This is a genomic window from Sinomicrobium pectinilyticum (assembly GCF_003725735.1).
GTDB lineage: Bacteria > Bacteroidota > Bacteroidia > Flavobacteriales > Flavobacteriaceae > Sinomicrobium > Sinomicrobium pectinilyticum.
On sequence record NZ_RJTM01000184.1, the window covers coordinates 1 to 24,633 of the forward strand.

Consider the following 24,633-nt stretch of genomic DNA (forward strand, 5'->3'; position numbering starts at 1 on the left):
TTCGGGAGAACTGCGTATTGATAACGATGTGGAGCCTATAGTGGGATTGGCACAACCGGAGCACTGTGATGAAATTACCGGTGTAGTCGGAAGATTCCAGGATGTTTACCAGTTGTTACCCCGTATGCGCGCTGATATCGCCTGTGCAGAAGAATATGTGCCGGAAGGAGACGACCTGGATATCCCCCGGGACCAGACACTGGATGTAGTGGCCTGGAACATTGAATGGTTTGGTGACGAATCCAATGCACCGTCTGCCGGAACCCCGGATTCCGACCGGATTCAGAAAGACAGTGTTAAAGCGGTCCTTACGGCATTGGATGCCGATGTAATAGCTGTGGAAGAAATATCCGATGATACCCTTTTTGCCCAAATGGTAACAGAAATGGACGGCTATGACTATGTATTGTCAGAATATACCTCTTATCCCAATGATAGCGGCGTTAAGCAAAAGGTCGGTTTTATTTATAGAACAGCGGTGGTAAGCCCCGTAGAGACCAAACCGTTGCTGGCCAGTATACATCCGTATTATAACGGAGGGGATGATACGGCCCTTGCGGATTATCCGGACGATCCTACCCGCTTTTTCGCCAGCGGGCGGCTTCCGTACCTGATGAAAGCCAATGTTACTATTGAAGGCGTAACAGAGCAAATAAATTTTATAGCGCTTCATGCCAGGGCAAACAGCAGCAGTGGCTCACAGTCAAGATATGATATGCGCAAATATGATGTGGAAGTGCTGAAAGACAGCCTTGATGCCATGTATCCGGATGCAAATCTCATAGTGCTTGGCGACTTTAATGATGATGTGGATGAAACTGTGGCGGATAATGTCAATACAACAGTGACTTCGTACGAAGCCTATGTGAACGATGCAGCCAATTACCATGTGGTATCCGCTACACTCAGTGCCCGGAACTTCCGCTCCTATGTGTTCCGGGAAAATATGATAGACCATATTATGGTGTCCAACGAACTGGAAAACAGTTTTATAGAAGAATCGGCCCGTGTGGGATATGAATTTTACGGTAGTCATTATACCAATGCCACTTCCGATCATTTTCCGGTTTCGGCCCGCTTCCGTATGCATGCTACCCTGGAAATCGTAAGAACGGAAGCTACGGATGCAACCTGTAACGGGGAAAGCGACGGTACGGCTTTTGTAGAGGTCTCCGGAGGAGTACCCCCTTATACGTATGCCTGGAGCAACGGAGGGGATACGGCTGGTATAGACGGGCTTCCCGCAGGCCAATATTCGGTGATCATAACAGATGCTTCCGGTACGGAGATCTCCTCTGAAGTGGAAATAGGAGAACCCGAAGCCATTCTTATAAGCGTGGAGGGAGATAGGAGAGTATACCCCGGCTACGGGCCGGAAGAGTCCGCAACACTGGCAGCTACGGTTTCCGGCGGGGCAGGAGGATATACTTATTTGTGGAGTACCGGGGATACGGAAGCCGGTATTACGGTGAGCCCGGAAGAAACTACGGTATATACCCTTACGGTAACAGATGCCGCCGGGTGCTCTGCCTTGCAGGAGGTAACGGTAGAAGCGGAAGATATACTCTGTGGCAATGACCGTTTTTTTAATAAGATACAGATTTGCTATAAAGGAAAAACACTCTGTTTGCCGGAAATTGCGGCGGAACAATTGCTCAGGATAGGCGCTACCCTGGGTTCATGCGGTAATTCCGGCGGCCCTGAAATATCGGATGTATTCATATTTCCCAACCCGGTATTGCGGAATACTTACGTGACCCTGGAAAGTAATATGGATACTGCAGTGGTAGTACAGCTTTATGACCAGAGAGGCAATCAGGTATATTCCGAAGAAAAATCCGTTAATGCGGGCTCTAATAAGATAGGCCTGGGCCTTGCCGGCTATCGCAGGGGGATCTATATTTGTAAGATAGTACCTGCCGAAGGCGGTACTGCGGTGACAAAGAAAATACTGAAGTTATAAGAGAGCGTTTGAAAAAGAAAAAAGTGATCCCCGGTAAACAGCAGATGGTTGCCGGGGATTTTTTTGTTGCAGCATTACGCTATTCTTCCGGGGCGTGATAGCGGACAATATCTATTCCCACCCCGTTGGGGTCCTCAATGGCAAAGTGACGGTCTCCCCAGGGTTCATCTCTCAGTTCTATGGCAATAGGGATATCCTTTGCTTTCAGTTCACGGTAAATTTTATCCACGTCTTCTACCTCAATCGTAAAATACACACCCTGTCCGGTAAAGGCAGGACGAAAAAGAGGTTGTTGTGAATTGTGCTCCGGCATCAGGAAGCTTATTTCCGATTCCTGGTCGGGGGTATGCAACAGCAGGTAAAAATCATTTTCAAAAGTTACTCCGAATCCGAGTACCTCCGTATAAAAGGTTTTTGTCTCTGCCAGTTTTGCGGTGATTATACCTGCGTTTAATTTCATTTTGTGCTTGGTGCTCATAACAGAATGGTTTTGTGCGTTAATAGTGGTAATAAAAAAGATAATGCCTGCTAATGTCAGTATGCTTTTCATATCGCTGATGGTTTGTTACTCTGCAAAGTTGCACATAACCGCTTCGCCGGGATAGTAAAAAACGGACAAAAACAGCAGAAATGAAAAAAGGCCGAAAGTTTAACTTTCAGCCTTTTGATATTCTTTAGATACGGTATCTCCTTTACAGGGACTGGAACAGTTCTTCCATTTTGCTTCTTTCTTCATCGGCCAGGTTAGGGTCTACGAGGATACGCCCGCTGTGCTCATCGGTGATGATCTTTTTTCGTGCGGCGATTTCCATTTGTACCTGTGGCGGAATGGTAAAGAAAGAACCTCCCGAAGCTCCTCTTTCGATAGCTACTACGGCAAGACCGTTTTTCACATTTTCGCGAATACGCTTGTATGCTTTTACCAGCCTGTCATCGATCAGCTCCTGGAACTCTCTGGACTTTTCCTTGAGCATGTTCTCCTCTTTTTCCGTTTCGGCAAGGATGGCATCGAGTTCTCCTTTTTTGTGTTTCAGGTGGCCTTCACGTTCCTTAAGACGTTCTTTGGTTTCTGTAATGACCTCTTTTTTCTGCTCGATCTGTACCTTGAATTCCTTGATGTGTTTTTCAGACAACTGGATCTCAAGTTCCTGGAATTCAATTTCTTTGCTCAGCGAGTTAAATTCCCGGTTGTTACGAACATTTTTTTGTTGCTCCGTGTATTTCTTGATGAGCCCCTTGGACTCTTCGATAGCGTTTTTCTTGTTGGCAATTTCCTGGGTGAGGTTTTCCTGTTCTACTCCCAGTTTGTCTAACCGTGTCCTCAGTCCTTCGACTTCGTCTTCCAGGTCCTCTACCTCAAGAGGGAGTTCTCCTCTCACGTTGGCTATTTCATCAATTCTGGAGTCAATTAACTGCAGATCATACAAGGCTCTTAATTTCTCTTCTACAGTAGCGTCGGTTTTTTTTGCCATAGGTTATAAATACTTGATCGAATTTGTATTGCACTCTGATAAAACCACCTTACCCCCTGGCAAGGCAGGTGCAAAATTATGAATTTTTTTCGTAAGATGCTCAAACAAAAGATTTTTTGTATATTGTTCGCTCTCATAGTGCCCTATGTCGGCAATAATCATTTGTTTTTCGGCTTTGTAAAACTCGTGATATTTAACATCTCCCGTAATAAAGATGTCGGCTCCCGCCCTTTTTGCATGCGAAATGGCAAAAGCACCGCTTCCGCCAAGGACTGCTATTTTCCTGACTTTTTTGTGTAAAAGGCCGGAATGGCGTATACAGGCGAGTTGCATTTTTTCTTTAACCCGGCGTAAGAACGTTTCATCTTCCACAGGTCCTGCCAAATCGCCGATCATTCCTATACCGATGTGTTGATTGTGATTCTCGAGGGTAGTGACCTCGTATGCGATCTCTTCGTAAGGGTGGTGGGTAAAGAGGGCATCAAGGATTTTGCCTTCAAGGTGTTTCGGAAAGGTAACACCGATCTGGGTCTCGGGTTCGTAACGGGTTACTCCCCGTTCACCGATCACAGGATTACTGTTTTCATCTCCCTGAAAAGTTCCCGTACCCTCAAGATTAAAACTACAGTTGTTATAATTGCCGATAGTTCCGGCACCGGCACGGAAAAGCGCTTCCCGTAGTTGTTCGGCATCGTTTACGGGCACAAAAGTCAGTAATTTTTTTACCGTTCCTTCCTGTGGGATCAATATTTTCCTGTTCTGCAGGCCCAATACGTTGCACAGGGCCGCATTTACCCCGTTAAATGCATTGTCAAGGGCAGTGTGAATGGCAAAAATGGCAATCTGGTGTTGTATGGCTTTTATTACCGTACGCTCTACATAGGAAGAACCGTTGAGTTTCTTGAGACCGGAAAATATGATGGGATGGAAGCTTATGATGAGGTTACAGTCTTTTTCAACAGCTTCGTCGACTACTTCCTCCAGGGTATCGTGTGTAATGAGTATACCCTTTACTTCCTCGTTCCTGTTCCCGACCAGTAAGCCCGTATTGTCAAAATCTTCGGCATAGGCCAGCGGAGAAAGTTCTTCCAAGCAGGCTATGACGTCCTTAATGTACATGTGGTTCTTTTTTTATATTAAACAAATCAGGAGGGTTCCCGTATAAATTTACAGGTTCTAAAGATACAGTGAAAAATCGGGATTATCCGGAAGTAAAAAAATTAACCGTTATTTGTAATGTGAATGTGAAAGACAGCTTAACAGGTATACGTGCCGAAGCATGATGTTTTCTTTCGGCCTGTATGCCTGCCAAAAACACCATATGCGAAAACTCCGAAAAATACTCTGGCCATTTTCCCTGCTTTACGGGCTGATAGTTAAGATCAGGAATTTTTTTTATGACAAGGGGATATTTCGCTCTGTTTCTTTTGATATACCGGTTATCTGTGTCGGGAACCTTAGTGTGGGAGGAACGGGGAAAACCCCTATGGTTGAGTACCTGGTACGCTTGTTGACTCCCCACTTTTATATGGCGACCCTGAGCAGGGGATACAAAAGGAAATCGAAAGGATTTGTCCTGGCGGGTCCGGAAACGGGGGTGGAGGACCTGGGGGATGAACCCTGCCAGTATCATGAAAAATTCCGTAGTGTAGCGGTAGCGGTAGATACCGACCGTGTAAGCGGTATACGTAACCTCCTTGCCCTGCAACCTCCCCCGGATGCGGTTATTCTGGATGATGCCTTTCAGCACCGCAGGGTAAAAGCCGGCTTGAATATTATGCTGACCGCCTGGAATGCATTGTACGTAAAGGACATATTCCTGCCGGCGGGAAATCTCCGGGATAGTCGAAAAGAAGCCCGGCGGGCCAATATTATAATAGTGACCAAATGTCCGGAGGATTTGAGTACGGAGCAAAAACATACCGTTTTAGAATTACTGGCCCCGGAAAAACACCAGCATGTTTTTTTTACTACTATAGCTTACCACGAACAGATTGCTTCCCTGGAACAAACTGCCCGGTTATCCGATTGGACAAAGCATAGATTTACCCTGGTCACCGGGATAGCCAATGCCCATCCGCTGGTAGAGTTCCTGAAAGGGAGGGGCATGGATTTTGAACATTGCAATTTTCCGGACCACCATGATTTTACTGAAAATGAGCTGAAGGCGTTAAGGAAAAAGAAAAATATCCTGACTACGGAAAAGGACTTTATGCGGCTGAAGGATAAAATTGAAGGGATCTTTTATATAGAAATACAACCCGTTTTCCTGTTCGGGGAACAGGAAACTTTTGACCGCCTGGTGCGGCACTATGTGAAGGAAAACCAAAAGGCACAGGCATCCGTTTAGTCCGCTGTCCCCTTATTTTTGTCGAGGTTATTTTTGATCTTCTTATAGAAGATCTGTGGTTTGAAAGGTTTGGTAATAATATCATTACACCCTGCATTGTACAAGGCGTCCATATTATCTTCCAGCGAAATGGCGGTGAGGGCTACAACGGGGACTTTTTTGTTGAATTTCCGGATCTCTTCCGTTGCTTTGATACCACTGATCCCCGGCATGTGGATGTCCATAAGGATCAGGTCGTAGGTGTTGTTCCTGGCCATATCGATAGCCTCGTAACCGTTATTGGCTACTTCTGAGGTGATATTTTTTTTGGCGAGCATTTTTTTGGTAACCACCTGGTTTATCTTATTGTCTTCTACCAGGAGGACATGAATGTTTTCAAAAACGATTTCTTCTTCCGTCCATTCGTCGTCTACGGCCGGTAAAGCAGGACTGGCGACTTCCGTATCGTCTGCATTATCCAGCGTGAGATCAAAAGTAAAAGTACTTCCTTTGCCCGGTGTGCTGTCCACTTTTATATCGCTCCCCATAAGGTTCAGGAGGTTTTTGACTATGGTGAGTCCCAGTCCTGTACCCCCGTATTTCCGGTTGATCTGTGTGGACCCCTGGGCAAAACTATCAAAGATCAGCGGGAGGGTTTCAGATTCTATACCCATGCCGTTGTCCTGTACTTCAAAATGGATGGTTATATTTTCTTTTTTGCGTTTCACAATTTTTCCCCGTATGGCGACCTTGCCGTTTTCTGTAAATTTGAGGGCGTTGCCTATAAGGTTTATGAATACCTGTGATAATTTGAGGGAGTCTCCGATGAGTTTAAGCGGAACATTTTTATCGAGGTTTAATTCTATAGTGTTATTGTTCTCTTTGGCGGAGTGTTCGAGGGACCTTACTACCTTGACGAGCATCTGCTCAAGGTTGAAAGGCACTTTCTTGACCTTGAGTTGATTGGCCTCTGATTTATTGACCTGGAGAATGTCGTTTATGAAGTTTAACAGGTATTCTCCCGAAAATTTCAGGGAATTGAGATATTCTTTCTGGCTCTCTTTCGGACTTTCCTCCAGTAGCAGATGGGTGAGGCCGGTTACTGCATATAAAGGCGTCCTTAACTCGTGGCTTACCGTAGAGAGAAATCTGGCCTTGACCTGCAGCGCACTTTCCGCTTCTTCCTTCGCGGCCTGTAATTCCCTGTTTTTTTTAAGTAACAGGTTGTTGGTCTTGAGTTTTATCTTGTTGTTTCGGTACAGGGACAGTGTCAGGATAAAAATGACGATTACGAGAACAGAACTGAAGATAGAGATCATTTTTGCAATGTTCACCTGGCGAGCCTGTTTCCGTGCATCTGTTTTGTACTGTTCAATAACCCTGTCTTTGAAATTCGAGGTGTTCTGATAGGCTATATTATTGCGTTCTTCTATGGCGTGTGTACTGAAATATTCTTCTTTGAGCACTTCCGCCAGTCGGCTATATTCTGTAGCTTCCTGTTTTTTACCCTGAACAAGCAACAGATCGGCCAGGAGAAGGTTTTTCCGAAGGTTCAGTTCCGGGAAATCGGCATGGTGTAATAGCTGGGAAGCTTTTTGCACGCAAGACATCGCCTTTTCGGGTTCATTTAGTTTCAGGTATGCGGAGGCGAGATCGAGAAGAATGCCGGTATTGAGATACTCCTGTTCGAAAGCATCCTGTACCGGAAAGATCCGGTGAAGGATATCTGCCGCTTTATCGTATTGCCCCTGTTCAAGGAGTACTTGTGCTTCGTAGTAAAAAACATGGCCCAGGGCATCTTCTCCCTTGCGGTTGGCAAGCGCTGCTTTTGCCTCTGAGATTAAAGAAGTTGCATCGGGGTAGTTCCCCTTCCTGGCTGCTATAAGTGCTTTGAGTTCCAATAGCCTGGCTTCTTTGGTGGCTTCGGGATTGGGACGGAGATGGGATTCGCTGAGAAATTCGTACACCTGCAGGTCATTGTTCCGGTCAAAATCCAGGTATAATTGTATAAAAAGGGTATAACATTCAAAGAGATAATACGACCGCTTCCGTTTTATCGTGTCGGCCATGTTCACAGCATGTCTTAGCTCTTTTACGGCATGTGCGAAATCAAATTTGTTTTTGTGATCGTATACTTTTTGTATGGTATTTTCAATGGAATCCCCGGCAGTAGTATTGTAATGCCCGAATATGAATCCCGGGAGCAGGAACAAAAAGACCAGAAAATAGCAAGAGAGTCCCTTCATGACAAAAGATTCACATAAATATAATAGGGTTCTCCATAAAATCAAAAATTAAACGGACTAAAAATTTGCCGGAATATCTTTCGGTACTTGCAAACGGGGATATTGTATCTCCGAAACGTTTACCGGACACCCTGTACCTGATTCTTTTTATTTAACAGACTGATGTGTAAGATCAGGTCGATGATCCGGCTGCTGTATCCGTATTCGTTGTCATACCAGCCAATAATCTTTACCATTCTGCCGATGACAGAGGTCATTTGTGCATCAAATATACACGAATGCGGATTATTAATCACGTCTATGGATACGATAGGATCTTCCGTATAGGACAAAATACCTTTTAAACCGTTGTTTGCTGCTTCCCGGAAAGCATCGTTTATTTCTGCGATAGAGGTTTCCCTTGTGACGTTAAAGGTAATATCGGTCAGAGAGCCGTCCGGTACGGGGACGCGAATACCACATCCCCCGATGACGTCGCTCAGTGCGGGGAAAATGCTCGTGAGGGCTTTGGCTGCGCCTGTAGTGGTAGGTACGATGGACTGGGCTGCGGCTCTCGCCCGCCTGAGGTCCCGGTGTGGCTGGTCGTGCAGGCTTTGGTCCGATGTATAGGAGTGTACGGTAGTTATATATGCCTGTTCGATACCGCAGAGCTCATCGATGACCTTTATCATGGGAGCGGCATTATTGGTCGTGCATGACGCATTGGATATAATATCTTCCGAACCGTCCAGTATATGTTCGTTTACGCCGAGGACAATCATTTTTATCAGGTCATCTTCCGGAGGAACGGAAAGGAGCACTTTTTCGGCACCGTTTTTAAGGTGATGTTCCAGCTGTTCCTTTTTTTTATACTTTCCCGTAGACTCCAGTACAATGTCCGGATGAAAAGGAGTCCAGTTCAGATTTCGTATGTCGGATACATTGAGAAGCGGATAATGCTTGTCACCGACGATAAGGGAATTGGCATCACAGCTTACATTGTCTGGCAGCACGCCATGGATACTGTCGTATTTGAGCAGATGGCTCAGGGTTTTACTGTCCGCAAGGTCATTGATGGCTACCACTTCTATACCGGGATGGTTCAGGAGCAGACGAAATACCGTTCTGCCTATACGTCCGAAGCCGTTTATTGCTATTTTAATTCTGTCCATACCCTGAGAATAAGGGTGTTTTTTGATTTGTTTGCTTTTTGTGATTCGGTTCGGGAGCGGACCTGTTCATAGAAAAAGCCTTCCCTGTATGGCAATTATCCTTACTGCAGGGTCCTCCTCTGTACAATACCGGTTACTGCACTAATGGATATGCTTATGGGCTTTATAAGAAGATCTCACAAGGGCACCACTTTCTACATGACGGAATCCCATGTCCAGACCTGCTTCCCGCAGCCTGTCGAATTGCTCCGGTAAAATGAACTGTTTAACCGGGAGGTGCTTTTTGGAGGGCTGCAGGTACTGCCCTATGGTAACCACATCTACCTGTGCATCCCTGAGATCTTTCATGGTCTCTATAACTTCTTCTTCGGTTTCACCCAACCCGAGCATAATCCCGGATTTGGTCCTTCTCACTCCCTGGTCTTTCAGGTATTTTAATACGGCAAGGCTTCGGTCATACTTGGCCTGAATACGGACTTCACGTGTAAGCCTCCTTACGGTTTCCATATTGTGGGATACTACCTCAGGGGAGACTTCCACAATCCTGTCGATGTTCCTTTCCACACCCTGGAAATCCGGAATCAGGGTTTCCAATGTGGTTTCCGGGTTCATTCGTCTTACGGCTTTTACGGTCTCTGCCCATATGATAGAGCCCATATCTTTCAGGTCATCCCGGTCCACGGAGGTGAGCACGGCATGTCTGATATTCATCAATTTGATGGAACGGGCTACTTTTTCAGGTTCTTCCCAGTCAATCGTCTCCGGTCTTCCGGTTTTTACACCGCAGAAGCCACAGGACCTGGTGCATATATTTCCCAGGATCATAAAGGTAGCGGTACCTTCGCCCCAGCATTCCCCCATATTGGGGCAACTACCGGATGTACATATGGTGTTTAGCTTATATTTATCTACCAATCCCCTTAGTTCCGTGTATTTCTTGCCTGTAGGCAGTTTAACACGCAGCCATTTCGGTTTGCCTTTCGGTGGTGCTGCATTAGCAACAGTTTCTACGCTCATAGCTCTGTTTTTGTAATACAAAGATACAAAAGAAGTATGAAGTAACGGGTATGATGACGGGGAAGTGGGAATGTAGTTTTCCCGGGATTATTCACAAATATTTTTAACCTGAGAGATGAGGTTCGGAGTACTGCACCTTCCTTAGTTTTTTTAAAAAAGAGTTATCGTATACCAAAGGCTGAACCCTACGAGAAATATAATACCAAGCCAGCTGATGATTCTGAGGGTAATACCCGGCCGGTCCCGCTCGGGGGTGTGCGAAGAACAGATGAGCCGGAAGTTTATGATCGCATAGAAAGGCGCGGTTACGAATGACAGGATAGTGGCTATATCGATAAGGGTCTTCATTTCCGACAGGAAGTAAAGCAGTATGGCAACCGTTCCCGCAGCGAGTATTATCATCCAGATGGCATAGGAATGCCTGTTTTTTTGCCCAAGTAATAATGCAGTGGTATAAGACATGGCGCGGGGTGAGGCGTCCAATGTGGTGAGTGTTGTACTGAACATGGTGGTAAAGGCTGCTATGGCAATGAGTATATAAGCTGCTTCTCCAAGGTTTTTGGTATAGAGGGATATGAGTTGTTCGGAGAAAAGTGTAGCATTCCCGCTGAAAGTATTACCGGACCCGAACATGACCAACGCGCCTAATGTCATAAATAACAGGCCGAGGACTATGGTACTGCCGTAGCCCAGGTTAAAGTCGGCAATAGAATTTTTTAAGCTGTATCCCGGAATATTTTTTTTCTTTTCTAGGGCCCAGAGCGAATGCCATATGGAAATATCAAGAGGAGCGGGCATCCACCCCATAAATGCGATGAGAAAGGCAATGCCGGCATCACTTTTTGGTAATACCTGGGTAAAGGTATGCTGAACGGAAGTATCCGGGATGGCGAGAATAACTGCAATGCAGGTGCTTATTGTCAGTGTCAGGACAATAATCTTCATCAGGTTGTCGAGAAGTTTGTACCTTCCTGCAATAAGTATGGCCATGCATAGGCCCGTAATCAGGGCACTCCATAAAATAATGTTCTGTGTGATTCCGAAGAGCGTGGAGGCCAAACCCGCCGTAACAATGGTCAGGGCAGTCTGAATGGTAAACATCGTGGCAAAAGTCAGGATGAAATACATTACCAGGATGGGGGTGCCGAGTTTTTTATAACCATCCAGCAGGCATTCACCTGTGGAAAGCGTATACCTGGGGCCGTATTGGAAAAACGGATATTTGAAGAGGTGAACGAGCAAAAGGGCCCAAAGCAGGCCAAAATCAAAATCCGCACCGGCTCTTGTCGATTGGACCAGATGAGACACGCCAATTGCCGCCCCTGCAAACAACAGGCCGGGGCCAAGCTTTTTGATATACTTATACATTTTTGTTTTTGTGGATAATTTCGGCCAGCAGTTTTCTTGCCCTGAGTAGTTTTACTTTAACATTGTTGAGGGGCTCGTCCAGTTCGGATGCTATTTCCTGATAGCTTAATTCCCGGAAATAGCGGAGGTTAATCACATCCTGGTAGTGGGGCTTTAATTTTTTAATGAAGCGTTTCAACTGTGCCAGGTTCTGTTCGTATATCAGGTTATCTTCTGCAGAAGGGGTGTCGTCCGGCACGTCATAAACCTTATCTTCATCCTGCGAAGTAGCCTGAAGCGGGCTCGACTTTCGTTTTCGCAGCAGGTCCAGGTGAATATTTTTGGAAATGGTGGTCAGCCATGTCTTAAAAGAGTAACTGTTGTCAAACGTATTGATTTTGTCAAAAGCTTTGGAAAAGGTCTGGATAGTTATGTCTTCCGCGTCATTTTCGTTTTTGGTACGTATAAGTTGAAAACCGTAAATGTCATTCCAATAGTAGTCCAAAAGGAAATTAAAGGCTTTTTGGTCGCCTTTACGGGCCTTTTCTATGTTTTTTCGGATAAGTTCTGAAGTTATTTCCAACGTGTACTTTTTCTGAAACTTGTTATAAAGATATAAAATTGCACACTAATAAGAGTGGCTTCGTACAAAGGAAGAAGCCATATAAAACCTTTTTCACTGAATTTCCGGGCCAGCTTTGCCATGATGATATACTGAACCACCCATTTCAGGAAAAAGAGAACGAGCAGGGTTACGGGGTTTATGCCCAGCAGTGCCAGCGGAACAGGCAATAGCCAGAAAAGCACCTGTGCCATATAATAGGTATTGAGCAGCGCCCTGTCTTTGAGTTTAAAGTTCCGGAAAACATAAAATCCTTCCCTTTTTTGTGTTATCCATTCGGAAAAAGAAGGTGTTGTGACAGATTCGGTGCGTGCCGCTTTTGTAGTGCACACTATGGTATTTTTTGCTGTAGCGACTTCATTTATAAAAAGTTCGTCTTCCCCGTTTTTCATATCCATATGACCGATAAACCCGTTTACCTGGTAAAAAGCGGTTTTATGATAGGCCAGGTTTTTTCCGCTGCCCGTATAAGGAGATCCGGCTGTGGCTAAGGACAGGTATTTTATGGCATGGAACCAGTTATCGAAACGGATCAATGCATTGGAGAATATATTCTTTTTTCTTTTTACGGCGCTGTAACCGAGAATAACGGTTTTTTCTCCATAACAATGCTGACTAATCTCCCGTAACCATATGTTGGAAAGCGGCACATAATTATCTTCGATAAATACCAGGAGGTTGTTTTGAGCGGCCTTGATCCCGAGGGTAAGAGCATATTTTTTCTTTCCCCAGAAAGCTTCGTTATTTACAACGTTGACTATTTTTATGTTTTGATATCGCCGGGCAAACTCTTCTATGACATCGAGTGTATGGTCAGAGGAAGCATCGTTAACAAGGACAACCTGAAAATACGGGTGATCCTGTACCAGAACGGAAGGAAGGGTCTGCCGGAGAATATCGGCATTGTTTTTTGTTCGTATGATAACGGAAACCGGAATGGGGTTTCCTTGTTGCAGGGAATTACCGGAAAAAGCCAGTTTTCCGAATAGTATATAATAAATGACCAGGATACCTGTGCTTCCTGCAAACAGGGAGAGTAAAGTTATTACCATAAGCAGTACCCTGCCGCATTAGTTTTGTTGTACTTTCGGGTCTCTGCATTCCTGTTCATCCGGCATTTTTCCGCAAAAACCGCAGGCCTCCCCCGATTTATTTAAGAAAGGGCTCTGGCTGGCACAGGTCCCTGCAAACTTGCCGTCTTTCTTTGCCCAAATTTTTATGGCTATTCCTGCAAATGCCAGGGCTAACAATCCTATCGTAAGCAAAACTAATTTCATCGTAGCAATCTTTATTTATTCTACCGCAAAGTTACAAAACAAAATACGGAATAGCGAATTATCCGGATGTAATGATACATATTTCCGTGATACGGTCCCGTATTTTGCGAAATCCGTTTTCCGGCCGGCTACTTTGGGGGGTACAACTATCTCAGGTAAATACTGGCCACCATATTTTCTTCCGTAGCATTGATATTCCCTCCTTTGGGCTCTATGGTGATATTGTAACTTTTGGCTCCTTCCTTGAAAGGTATGGATAACAGCTTGTTTTGCGCATTTTCCAGGACACCGAGACTAACCATTTTACCATCGATTTCCGCCCACATCTGGAACACCTGTTCTTCCGGAAGTTCGGGAAGGGAGACTACATTGATCATAGAGAGCTTTTCCACGGGATCAATGTAAGCTACTGTCTTCAGGTTTTTGGCCCGGCGGTTTCCCTGGAGGACATATTTCTGGGTTTTGGGATTATTGAGTATGAGGAACTGGTTTTTTACATCGTCCAGTTTGGAGTTGGTATTCAGGATATCGCTTTTAAGTGCAGCGATCTCTTCATTTACCAGACCGTTTTTACTGAGTAATAGTTTGTTCTGATAGAGCAGTACTATGGTGGAGGTACAGAAAATAATCGCAATAACCGCTGCGGCATTGAAGTACCACGGTTTGTTCTTTTTCTTTTCCTTGCGGATGGACCTCATTACATTTTTTTTGACCTGTACGGGAGCAGGTCGTGAGAATGATCTGGTATAGTTTTCGAGGTCTTCCTGTAGTTCGGTATATTTTCTTCTAACCTCCGGGTGCCGTGCTATATTTTCCTCGATCTCGTAGTTTTCTTCGGATGACGTAGCCCCTATCAGGTATCTTTCAAGCATATCACTTTCCAGCATGGCTTTAATATCATTGTTCATTTTCTCGGTCTTTTGACTGTCTGTAAATTACACCTGTGTTGCACGAGGTATATGGGCGTTCCCGGCAGATGTAAAAAGTGAAATTAAATATTCGTATTAAAAATTTTTCTGAGTTCACGAAGGCCGATTTTCAGGCGGGATTTGACGGTGCCCAAAGGGACATCCAGTATTTCACTGGCTTCCTGCTGTGTCATTCCCTTAAAAAACAGGGCCTCAAGAATTATCTGGTATTTTTCATCCAGCGATGCAATGTGTTTCTGAATATCCATATATTCAGGTTTTATAGCATCAATACCTATATTATATACGTTAGAAATATCCAGTTGGATTTCCTGTTCCTCTTTTATGTTTGCATTTCTGACTTTGTCTATGGCCGTATTCCGGATAATCCGGTACATCCAGGTAAAAAGCCGGGCCTTTTGGGCATTATAGGTATGTGCTTTTTTCCATATTTTCATCAGGCCTTCCTGCAGGACATCTTTGGCCAGTTCTTCATCGCGGGTTATTTTATAGGCAATGCCGTAAAGGGCATCTCCATAGTAGTCATAGAGCATGGTCATGCCTTTCTCATCTTTTTCAATGAGCAGGTTCATGATGTTGATTTCTAATAAAGAGGACATTGCCTTGGTATTTTTTTGGTACATGACATCCGGTACACCCGGTTATTTCGTATATAAGTATGAGGCTATTCAAAGTTATTAAAATTATGAATAGCTCTTCGTAAGGAGGAACACTATTTTTTTACGGCTTAAACCGGAAGAAGGTTTGCCGGAAATGTGAATGTGCGACATAGTGATTATATCATACATCCGGTATGGAAAGGGTTAGTCATACCGGCGGAAAACCTCTCCGGTCTTTTTTAAGTCGGTGGGGTTTTTATCGTTTATAGAACGTTTACTTCCGGTTCCAGTGAAATTCCGAATTTACTTTTTACAGCTGCCCGTATCATTTCGGCTAATTTCCAGATATCTTTGCCGGAGGCATTGCCGTAATTAACCAGAACAAGCGCTTGTTTTGCATGTACACCGGCATCACCGTACCTTTTACCTTTAAAACCACATTGTTCGATAAGCCATCCTGCAGGCACCTTGGTGTGGCTTTCGGAGATAGGGTAAGCCGGGATTTCGGAATATACTGCTTGTAGTTTTTCGTAATCAGTTACCGTAATGACCGGGTTTTTGAAAAAGCTTCCGGAATTCCCGATTTCCGCAGGATCGGGAAGTTTACTCTTCCGGATGGATATTACAGCATCGGAGACATCGCGGACAGTGGGTGTTTCTATGCCCCGTTCTTTGAGAAGGTCCCTTATGGCGCCGTAACCGGTGTGTAAGCGGTGATCTTTTTTAGTAAGCCGGAAGGTGACGCCTGTAATGATGTACTTCCCTTTGGCCTCTTGTTTGAAAACAGAATCCCTGTAGCCGAAACGACAATCCTGATGAGTGAATATTCTGTGTTTTCCTGAGCTGATCTTAATAGCTTCGCATGATTCGAATACATCTTTGAGCTCTACACCATAGGCCCCTATATTCTGAATAGGTGCAGTACCTACATTGCCCGGTATGAGGGAAAGGTTTTCCAGTCCGCCGTAACTCCTGTCCAGTGTCCACAAAACAAAATCGTGCCAGTTTTCACCGGCCCCGGCCCTGAGCAATACCTGGTTTTCATCTTCCTGCAAGACTGTGATCCCTTTTATTTTCATATGGATGACCAGGGTTTCCAGGTCCCTGGTCAGGAGGATGTTGCTTCCTCCGCCGAGAATGAACCTTTCCGGATAGGCGGGATCTTTAATGATTGCCAGAAGTTCTGCCGTATCCGATACGGAAGTAAAATAACCGGCACGGACATCAATACCGAAAGTGTTGTATTTTTTAAGGGATATGTTTCGTTGAATATTCACTTTGTCTTTTGTTCAAGAGGTCCGTAGTTACTGTAAATAAGGGCGGCTAAAGGAACCTGAATGCCCGTAGGAGCCGCCCTGTGGTCTGTTATTTTCCGCCCGGGTATACTTTAAGGGCCTCTTTCAGAATATTTACCGCCTCTAGCAGGTCTTCTTTCCTGAGGACATATGCAATACGCACCTGGTCCGTTCCCATTCCGGGGGTGGAATAGAACCCCGCAGCCGGAGCGACCATGACGGTCTGATTGTCCCATTGAAAACTTTCCAGTAACCATCGCGCAAAATCGTCGGCATTCTTTACGGGAAGTTCGGCAATACAGTAAAATGCACCTTTTGGCTTCGCTACACGTACGCCTTCTATTTTTTCCAGTTCGCTGACCAGGAGGTTTCTCCTGGATACATATTCTTCAATGACATCATCAAAGTAGCGTTGTGGGGTCTCCAGGGCGGCTTCACTCGCTATTTGAGCGTAAGTAGGAGAGGAGAGCCGGGCCTGGGCGAATTTCAGTGCCGTTGAAATGACTTCTTTGTTCCGCGATATCAGGCAGCCTATTCTGGCCCCGCACATGCTGTATCGTTTGGAAACGGAATCGATCATAATGGCGTGTTCTGCAATTCCATCTTCCTGCATTATGGAATAGTGTTCTGCGTTATCGTAGGTAAATTCCCTGTATACTTCATCCGAGATCAGGAATAAATTGTGTTTTTTCACGATTTCGGCAAGTTTGCGGATCTCTTCTTTGGAATAGAGATAACCGGTGGGATTGCCGGGATTACAGATCAGGATGGCCCTGGTTTTCGGGGTAATGAGTTTTTCGAATTCCCCGATAGGGGGAAGGGCAAAATTATTTTCGATGGAAGAAACCACCGGCACTACTTTTACACCCGAAGCGGTGGCAAAACCATTGTAATTTGCGTAAAAAGGTTCGGGTATAATAACCTCGTCCCCGTAGTCGGCAACAGTTCCCATAGCAAATAAAAGTGCCTCGGAGCCACCGGTGGAAACAATGATCTCCCCGGCAGTAATATCAATTCCCTTACCCCGGTAGTATGCAGCCAGTTTTTCACGATACTGCTCAGAACCTTCGCTTCTGGCATATTCCAGGATCTCTATGTTATTGTTCTTTACCGCATCCAGGGCGACCTGAGGGGTTTTAATATCGGGCTGGCCGATGTTCAGGTGATATACTTTACGTCCTTGTTTCTTTGCCTCTTCGGCATAGGGCACCAATTTACGTATGGGTGACTCCGGCATAAGTCTGCCTTTCTCGGAGATTGCTGGCATAATGCTTTAGTTAATCAGTTAATTAATCAATGTGCCAATGTAATAATGTACCTGTTATTCCATTATCATTATTGAACTATCGGATTATCATAATGTCCTGCAAATTTGCAAAATAATTTTCAGCTGCTATCTGCCGGGCCGAATATTATTATTCTTTAATTTTTAATACGGTATGAGTGTATTATTAAAAGATAAAACTTATGTGTATATTAGTATTATGCATTTTTTTATACCAAATATTGATAAAAAGGCAATGCTGACCGTTTTTTCAGTGTTGTTTTTTTGTATTTCGTCTCCTGCTCAATCGAAGTTTAGTTTACCCTCCGGTAAGGATTATCATTCTGTCAGGTTTCGGCTTATCAGTAACCTTATTGTATTGCCCGTGGAAATAAACGGCGTGGAACTGTCGTTCATACTGGATACGGGGGTTAATAAACCGATATTATTCGATCTTAGTTCGGCAGATTCCCTGCAACTGAAAAACACGGAAGTAATTTACATCAGGGGGCTCGGGGGAGGCGAGGCCATAAAAGCTTACAGGGCGAAAAATAATACCTTCAGGATTAAAAAGGATATTGTCAATTACAATGAGGACATATACCTGATATTGGACCAGGAGATTAATTTTGCGCCACGTCTGGGAATCCCTATACATGGTATTATAGGTTTTGAACTCTTTCGTGATTTTGTGGTGGAGATCAATTATGCACGGAAAAGAATAAAATTCTACCGTCCCGGAACCCATGAACATGACCGCTGCAGAAAATGCCAGACCTTTCCCCTGGACATTATTCACAATAAGCCGTATTTACAGGCGACAGTAGATTTAAACGGATTGAGCGACGTAGAAGTGAAATTACTGATCGATTCCGGTAGTAGTGATGCGCTCTGGCTTTTCAGGAAGGAGGATGAAGGACTTGTTACTCCCGAAAACTATTTTGAAGATTTTCTGGGCAGGGGACTTAGCGGAAGTATTTACGGAGACAGGGCAAGAGTGGAAAAATTACAGTTGGGACAGTTTGAACTTAAAGAGGCAAAGGTGGCCTTTCCGGATTCCGTTTCTATACAGCATCTGCAAAATCTCAGTGAAAGGGACGGCAGTCTGGGGGCAGAGGTATTAAAACGTTTTAACGTAACACTGGATTACGGGGAGCGAAAAATAACGCTCCGGCGCAACAGGTATTTCAGGGACCCTTTCAAATACAATATGAGTGGGATAGAATTGCAGCACAACGGAATCCGGCTGGTCAAGGAACTGGAATCAGGTATAAAAAGGGGAAGATCTGAAGATACGGGATCTGAAGGTATAGAGATACGACTGAACAGGTTTTTTAAATATGCACTTCACCCCGCATTTGAAATTGTCGAAATAAGGGAAGAAAGCCCTGCGGCTTTGGCCGGATTGAGGACAGGTGATATTATTTTATCCGTAAACGGAAAACCGACGTATAAATATTCGCTTCCCGAAGTTACGGAAATGCTGAATGTGAAAGCCGGTAAAAAAATAAGGCTGCTTGTGGAAAGGGAAGGTAAAAGAATGCGGTTTGATTTTGAGCTTGAGAAGGTACTTTAACTTTTTAGTAGCGTATAAAAACAACAAGGCCCCTGAAAAGGGGCCTGTTAATCATTTGCAAGGGGAACAGTGATATTTACTTACTGTTGCCTCCCAGTACTTTACCTTTGATCTTTAAGGCTACAGTTGGTGTTTCCGCATTGGAAGATACGGTTACAGTCTTTCGGATAGGGCCTACTCTTTTTGTGTCGTATTTTACTTCAATAGTTCCTTTTTGTCCCGGTTGTACAGGTTCTGAGGTCCATTTTGGTACCGTACATCCGCAAGAGCTGGATACGTTTGAAATAACCAGCGGGGCATTACCCGTATTGGTAAATTCAAAAACACGCAAACCATTACTTCCCTGGGCGATTTCCCCGTAGTCTATGGTGTCTTCCTTAAAATCAATTTTTGCTACTTTTTCTTGTGCGTGTACGGCCAGGGCAAATGTACTTACGAACAGGAACAATGCTAACTTTTTCATGAGTTTTAAATTTGTGGTTGCTCTGCTTAGAAAACAACCTGTTTTTGTAACTTTTAAGTTTGTAACAAGCGCTAAAAATAAACACTTTTTCTTCTTCTGCAAAATTATCACTTTTTTTACCCGCCTGGTGAATTCCGTTTTTACAGTCATTTTCTTTGATTGACGGGCTTTTATAATCTTACAGATATGACTACTTTTGCCAATTAAAGTCAAAAATCGTTCCAAAAAATGAATATTCTATCAAAATACGATGCTGCAAAAGTAGAGGATAAGTGGTATAAATACTGGTTAGAAAACGGTTATTTCCATTCGGAACCCGATGAAAGGGAGCCTTATACTATTGTAATTCCTCCACCTAATGTTACCGGCGTATTGCATATGGGGCATATGCTAAATAATACCATACAGGATGTTCTGATACGCAGGGCCCGTCTGAAAGGGTATAATGCCTGCTGGGTACCAGGAACAGACCATGCTTCTATTGCTACGGAAGCCAAAGTGGTGGCCAGACTGAAAGAAAAAGGCATTAAAAAGTCAGACCTCAGTAGAGAGGAGTTCCTGGAGAAGGCCTGGGAATGGACCGGCGAGCACGGTGGGATTATTCTGGAACAATTGAAAAAACTGGGAGCTTCCTGTGATTGGGACCGTACCAAGTTTACTATGGATGACGATATGTCGGCCTCTGTGATAAAGGTGTTTGTGGACCTGTATAACAAAGGGTTGATATACAGGGGATACCGCATGGTGAACTGGGACCCGGAAGCCAGGACCACCCTGTCTGATGAGGAAGTTATTCACGAAGAGAGACAAGGGCTCCTTTATTATCTCGCATATGATATAGAGGGTGAAGATGAGAAAGTAATCATTGCTACTACCCGCCCGGAAACCATACTTGGAGATACCGCCGTTTGTATCAATCCGCATGATGAACGCTATGCACATTTAAAAGGGAAAAAGGCTATAGTGCCTATTTGTAACCGCGTAATCCCTATAATCGAAGATGAATATGTGGATATGGAGTTCGGTACCGGATGTCTTAAGGTAACGCCTGCCCATGATGTTAATGACAAGAACCTGGGGGACAAACACGGACTGGAAGTGGTTGATATTTTTAATGAAGACGCTTCGCTCAATCAGCACGGGCTCCATTATGAGGGGAAGGATCGTTTCGTAGTACGGAAAGAAATAGCACGGGAGCTGGAAGAAAAAGGTCATCTGGTAAAAACGGAAACCCATATCAATAAGGTGGGAACCTCCGAAAGGACCAAAGCTGTTATAGAGCCCCGGCTCTCCGACCAGTGGTTCTTACGAATGGAGGAACTGGCAAAGCCCGCACTAAAAGCGGTCCTGGAAGACGAAGAGATAAAACTTTTTCCGAAAAAATTTGAAAATACGTACAGGCACTGGATGGAAAATATCCGGGACTGGAATATTTCCCGGCAGTTATGGTGGGGACAACAGGTGCCCGCTTATTATTACGGAGACGGAAAAGAAGAGTTTGTCGTTGCGGAAAATGAAGAAGAAGCATTACAACTTGCGCGTGAAAAATCGGGGAAGGCATCCCTTTCTTCTTCAGATATAACCCGCGATCCGGATGTGCTGGATACCTGGTTCTCCTCCTGGTTGTGGCCGATGAGTGTGTTCGGAGGGATATTGGAGCCGGAGAATAAAGAAATAAAATATTATTATCCTACAAATGACCTGGTCACCGGGCCGGACATCCTGTTTTTTTGGGTGGCAAGGATGATTATGGCCGGCTATGAATACCGGAACGAAAAACCTTTTACGAATGTATATCTCACCGGCCTGGTAAGAGACAGCCAGAGACGGAAGATGTCGAAATCCCTGGGAAATTCCCCCGATGCTCTCAAACTCATTTCCGATTACGGTGCGGACGGGGTTAGAGTTGGTTTATTGCTCAGTTCAGCGGCAGGGAACGATTTGTTGTTTGACGAGGCGCTTTGTCAGCAAGGCAAGGGTTTTGCTAATAAAATATGGAATGCTTTCCGCCTGGTGAAAGGATGGGAAATCTCGGATATCCCACCCGCCAAAGTTTCGGAAGTCGCAGTACGCTGGTACCGATCGAAATTAGGACAAACACTCGCGGAAATTGAAGATCATTTTGCCAAATACAGGATTTCAGATGCCCTCATGGCTACATATAAGCTTATCTGGGACGATTTCTGCTCCTGGTTTCTGGAAATGGTGAAACCCACTTATGGTATGCCTATAAGCAAAAAGACTTATGGAGAGATCATAGCTCTTTTCGAAGAGAACCTTAAGATACTGCATCCTTTTATGCCCTTCCTGTCCGAGGAAATATGGCAGCATATGGAGAACAGAAACAGGGATGAGGCACTGGTAGTGGCAACCTGGCCGGAGCCCGTGAAGCCGGACGGGTCATTGCTTGAAGGTTTTTCTCTGATGACAGAAGTGGTCTCCGGAATACGGACGGTTAGAAAAGACAAAAACATCCCTTTTAAAGATGAATTGGAATTATATACTACCGGAGACGGATCTGATTTTGCGGGAGACCTGGATGAGGTCGTAAAAAAACTGGGAAATATTTCCGGAATTCATTATGATGTGGAAAAGGTCGAAGGAAGTGTATCCTTCCGTGTTGGAGCAAGTGAATATTTTATCCCTGTGACGGGTTCGGTAGATGTGGAGAGTGAGATCAGAAAGCTTCAGGAAGAATTGTCTTATATCGAAGGATTTCTTAAATCGGTAAGGGGAAAACTGTCTAATGAACGTTTTGTGAATAATGCCCCGGAAAAGGTGGTGGCAGTAGAGAAGCAAAAGGAAGCCGACGCACTTGCTAAAATCGCCACTATTAAGGAAAGTCTATCAAATTTGAAAAATAAGTAGGGAATTTCCTTCATTTCATGTTGGAGAGATAGCGTGTACTGCGAATTGTGTAATTTAACACTTATTAAGCTTAATGTTTTGATATACAGTGTTTTGTTGTGAATTGAGTTTTTTTCTTGACGTTATCGAAGGGGCAGTATGTCAAAAAAAGATGAAAAAAGTTATTAAATTTTGAGAAAACTGTATTACATTCGCACTAACATTTGTATATTTAGGAAACAGTATTTAAGAAAATTTTTTTACTAAACACTTGATTATGATTATGAAAAAATTAATGTTTACATCGCTGTGTGTGGGATTATTAGCTACAAGCATTACTGCGCAGGAGATGAATACTTCCGAGGAATCGGGGACTACAGATGTTATGGCTCAGGACGATTTCAATAAATGGTCTATTGAGGTTAACGGAGGTGTTAACAAGCCGATGCGGCCCATAGCTTCTGGATATTTTACCAATACTCCCGATTTTCTTCACCTCGATCTTGGTGTTCGATACATGTTCAACGAAAAATTCGGTTTGAAACTGGATGTTGGATACGACAATTTCCAAAGCGACGAAAACTCTTTGGATTTTGAAAGCAACTACTACAGGGCAAGTTTACAAGGTGTTGCTAACCTGGGTAGGATCATGAACTGGGAAACATGGACTAAAACCTTCAACCTTTTAGGACATGCCGGTGCGGGATATTCCCAATTGCGTCCTGACCAAGGACCTATTTCCGATGATCACGATCAGATGATGAACTGGATTGCCGGTTTGACAGGACAGGTAAAACTCAGTGATCGTGTAGTGCTGAATGCTGACTTTACTACATTGGCTCACAGCCGTCAGGATTATACTTTTGACGGTACCAAAAAGACCTCAACCCGTGGTTTTGACGGTATAATGTTCAATGCAACTGTTGGTATTTCTTTCTATCTCGGAAAAGCAAAACAACATGCTGACTGGTACCTGAGAGAGAATGAAGCTTTGGATAACCTTGCACTTCGTGTAGATGATATCGAGGCAATGCTTCAGGATACTGACAGGGACGGTGTGCCGGATTACTTGGATCAGGAGCCGAACACTCCTACAGGAGTATCTGTTGACCGATATGGTAAAGCAAACGATCTGAATGAAAACGGAATTCCGGATGATCTGGAAAGTTCTCTTGATATGCGTTACGCCTCTAAAGAAAGCCTCGATGGTATTCAAGGTGGAGATCCTGTTAAGAGATTGCTTAACGATGGATACGTAAACGTATACTTCGGATTCTCAAGCAGCAAACCGGCTGTATATTCTTTCGATGCTATTAATTACCTGATCAAGTACATGAACGAGAATCAGTCTGCACAAGCTGAATTGCTTGGGTATGCTGACGAGATCGGCGGAGAAGGAGAGTTCAATACTTCCCTTTCCGAAAGAAGAGCTAAAGCAGTATACGATATATTGGTTGCTTCAGGTGTTCAGGAATCCAGACTTTCCTATAAAGGAATGGGTGTAGATGACACTGTAGATAAGGGCTCTGCTAATGCACGTCAAATCGTGAGAAGAGTTACTTTCAAATTGAAGTAATAAAATAGACCTGAATAAAGGCTTATAGATAAACCGCCGGGAAACCCCCGGCGGTTTCTTTTTTGGATTTTGTAGAGATAAAAGAATAGCGCTTTATGTATGTATAGTAACCCGTTGAAGATGAATGGAAGCGATGTTATAAATGTAAACTATACGGGTTCGAATGCCTTTGCTTGCTGTCACCTGAAGTATTTTTATATGTTTGATTGAGGGATAAGGAGGGCCATATTCCACGTGTGAAACCGATGAGAATACCAATGGCTGGAGGAGAGGGAGATTATTTTTTCTTTCGCTTTAGTGTAGTACTTAAAGCAGTGGGGAAAAGTCGATTTTGCTACTGTTTCGACCAGGTAGAGGTGTTTTAATCAGCCCGACGTGTTAATCGATGATCTGTACCTGAAAAAAGGATTATGATCTTCAAAAGACCACGATTAATGAATTCCCTGTAAATCTGCTGAACTTTTATTTTAGCCCGATCCGGGAAGCCACGCAGCCTTATCTTTTACGTGTCGTGTAATTTCCGGAAGATTTCTTGTGTTCCGTGAATATTATAAAAAGGTAATTCTATGTAATATTTGATTATGTGGTGAATTAATGAGACGTGAATAATGGATAAGAGATAAAATAATCTTAACGTAAAAAAGGAGTAAAGTCATTATA

Annotated in this window: 20 protein-coding genes; 5 read left to right on the forward strand and 15 right to left on the reverse strand. The window is 44.1% G+C overall.

Annotated elements, in window-relative coordinates; translation table 11 throughout:
- The coding region (locus ED312_RS22505; protein ID WP_123218272.1) for an endonuclease/exonuclease/phosphatase family protein at positions 1-1,963 on the forward strand (1,963 nt) is incomplete at its 5' end.
- A gap of 79 nt (positions 1,964-2,042) precedes the next feature.
- Here ED312_RS22505 and ED312_RS22510 read toward each other — a convergent pair.
- The 3 genes from ED312_RS22510 to ED312_RS22520 form a co-directional block, all read right to left on the reverse strand.
- Entirely contained in the window at positions 2,043-2,423 is a 381-nt protein-coding gene (locus ED312_RS22510) for a VOC family protein (RefSeq protein ID WP_123218288.1), read from the reverse strand.
- A gap of 232 nt (positions 2,424-2,655) precedes the next feature.
- Positions 2,656-3,435 (reverse strand): zinc ribbon domain-containing protein, encoded by a 780-nt coding sequence (locus ED312_RS22515; protein WP_123218273.1) that lies wholly within the window; start codon positions 3,433-3,435, stop codon positions 2,656-2,658.
- Between the two features lie 3 nt (positions 3,436-3,438).
- Entirely contained in the window at positions 3,439-4,554 is a 1,116-nt protein-coding gene (locus ED312_RS22520) for a Nif3-like dinuclear metal center hexameric protein (protein ID WP_123218274.1), read from the reverse strand.
- Between the two features lie 202 nt (positions 4,555-4,756).
- Here ED312_RS22520 and lpxK point away from each other — a divergent pair, with 202 nt between their 5' ends.
- The gene (gene lpxK / locus ED312_RS22525) at positions 4,757-5,785 is read left to right on the forward strand and encodes a tetraacyldisaccharide 4'-kinase (RefSeq protein WP_123218275.1); all 1,029 of its coding nucleotides are present in this window, start codon (positions 4,757-4,759) and stop codon (positions 5,783-5,785) included.
- Here the strand turns inward: lpxK and ED312_RS22530 are convergent.
- The 11 genes from ED312_RS22530 to ED312_RS22580 all read right to left on the reverse strand — a co-directional run bounded on the left by ED312_RS22530 (position 5,782) and on the right by ED312_RS22580 (position 17,514).
- Positions 5,782-8,010 (reverse strand): ATP-binding protein, encoded by a 2,229-nt coding sequence (locus ED312_RS22530; RefSeq protein WP_123218276.1) that lies wholly within the window; start codon positions 8,008-8,010, stop codon positions 5,782-5,784. The two genes, lpxK and ED312_RS22530, sit on opposite strands and share 4 nt — an antisense overlap.
- 119 nt (positions 8,011-8,129) lie before the next feature.
- Entirely contained in the window at positions 8,130-9,161 is a 1,032-nt protein-coding gene (gap, locus tag ED312_RS22535; RefSeq protein ID WP_123218277.1) for a type I glyceraldehyde-3-phosphate dehydrogenase, read from the reverse strand.
- Positions 9,162-9,302: 141 nt separating this feature from the next.
- The gene (gene lipA, locus ED312_RS22540) at positions 9,303-10,178 is read right to left on the reverse strand and encodes a lipoyl synthase (protein ID WP_123218278.1); all 876 of its coding nucleotides are present in this window, start codon (positions 10,176-10,178) and stop codon (positions 9,303-9,305) included.
- Between the two features lie 150 nt (positions 10,179-10,328).
- Complete coding sequence (locus tag ED312_RS22545; RefSeq protein WP_123218279.1) at positions 10,329-11,546, reverse strand: Nramp family divalent metal transporter; 1,218 nt, start codon at positions 11,544-11,546, stop codon at positions 10,329-10,331.
- Complete coding sequence (locus ED312_RS22550) at positions 11,539-12,108, reverse strand: RNA polymerase sigma factor (RefSeq protein WP_123218280.1); 570 nt, start codon at positions 12,106-12,108, stop codon at positions 11,539-11,541. The genes ED312_RS22545 and ED312_RS22550 overlap by 8 nt, the downstream gene beginning before the upstream one ends.
- Positions 12,099-13,199, reverse strand: a complete 1,101-nt coding sequence (locus ED312_RS22555) for a glycosyltransferase (RefSeq protein WP_123218281.1) — start codon at positions 13,197-13,199, stop codon at positions 12,099-12,101. Before ED312_RS22555 ends, ED312_RS22550 begins: the two co-directional genes overlap by 10 nt.
- An 18-nt stretch (positions 13,200-13,217) precedes the next feature.
- Positions 13,218-13,424, reverse strand: a complete 207-nt coding sequence (locus ED312_RS22560) for a membrane or secreted protein (protein ID WP_123218282.1) — start codon at positions 13,422-13,424, stop codon at positions 13,218-13,220.
- A 146-nt stretch (positions 13,425-13,570) separates the two neighbouring features.
- The gene (locus tag ED312_RS22565) at positions 13,571-14,332 is read right to left on the reverse strand and encodes an anti-sigma factor (RefSeq protein WP_123218283.1); all 762 of its coding nucleotides are present in this window, start codon (positions 14,330-14,332) and stop codon (positions 13,571-13,573) included.
- 83 nt (positions 14,333-14,415) lie between these two features.
- Positions 14,416-14,952 carry an RNA polymerase sigma factor gene (locus ED312_RS22570; protein WP_123218289.1) on the reverse strand — a complete coding sequence of 179 codons (537 nt, stop codon included), beginning with the start codon at positions 14,950-14,952 and terminating at the stop codon, positions 14,416-14,418.
- Positions 14,953-15,215: 263 nt separating this feature from the next.
- The gene (gene murB / locus ED312_RS22575; RefSeq protein WP_123218284.1) at positions 15,216-16,229 is read right to left on the reverse strand and encodes a UDP-N-acetylmuramate dehydrogenase; all 1,014 of its coding nucleotides are present in this window, start codon (positions 16,227-16,229) and stop codon (positions 15,216-15,218) included.
- An 88-nt stretch (positions 16,230-16,317) separates the two neighbouring features.
- A complete protein-coding gene (locus ED312_RS22580) occupies positions 16,318-17,514 on the reverse strand; it encodes a pyridoxal phosphate-dependent aminotransferase (protein ID WP_123218285.1) in 1,197 nt (398 codons plus the stop codon).
- 382 nt (positions 17,515-17,896) lie between these two features.
- Here ED312_RS22580 and ED312_RS22585 point away from each other — a divergent pair, with 382 nt between their 5' ends.
- Complete coding sequence (locus ED312_RS22585) at positions 17,897-19,087, forward strand: aspartyl protease family protein (RefSeq protein WP_240643177.1); 1,191 nt, start codon at positions 17,897-17,899, stop codon at positions 19,085-19,087.
- 76 nt (positions 19,088-19,163) lie between these two features.
- Here ED312_RS22585 and ED312_RS22590 read toward each other — a convergent pair whose 3' ends face one another.
- Positions 19,164-19,550, reverse strand: a complete 387-nt coding sequence (locus tag ED312_RS22590) for a DUF1573 domain-containing protein (RefSeq protein ID WP_123218286.1) — start codon at positions 19,548-19,550, stop codon at positions 19,164-19,166.
- A 228-nt stretch (positions 19,551-19,778) separates the two neighbouring features.
- Here ED312_RS22590 and ED312_RS22595 point away from each other — a divergent pair, with 228 nt between their 5' ends.
- Both ED312_RS22595 and ED312_RS22600 read left to right on the forward strand, forming a co-directional pair.
- Entirely contained in the window at positions 19,779-22,418 is a 2,640-nt protein-coding gene (locus ED312_RS22595) for a valine--tRNA ligase (protein ID WP_123218287.1), read from the forward strand.
- Between the two features lie 274 nt (positions 22,419-22,692).
- On the forward strand, positions 22,693-23,973 hold the full coding sequence (locus ED312_RS22600) for an OmpA family protein (protein WP_240643176.1): 1,281 nt from the start codon (positions 22,693-22,695) through the stop codon (positions 23,971-23,973).
- The last annotated feature ends 660 nt before the right edge of the window (positions 23,974-24,633 follow it).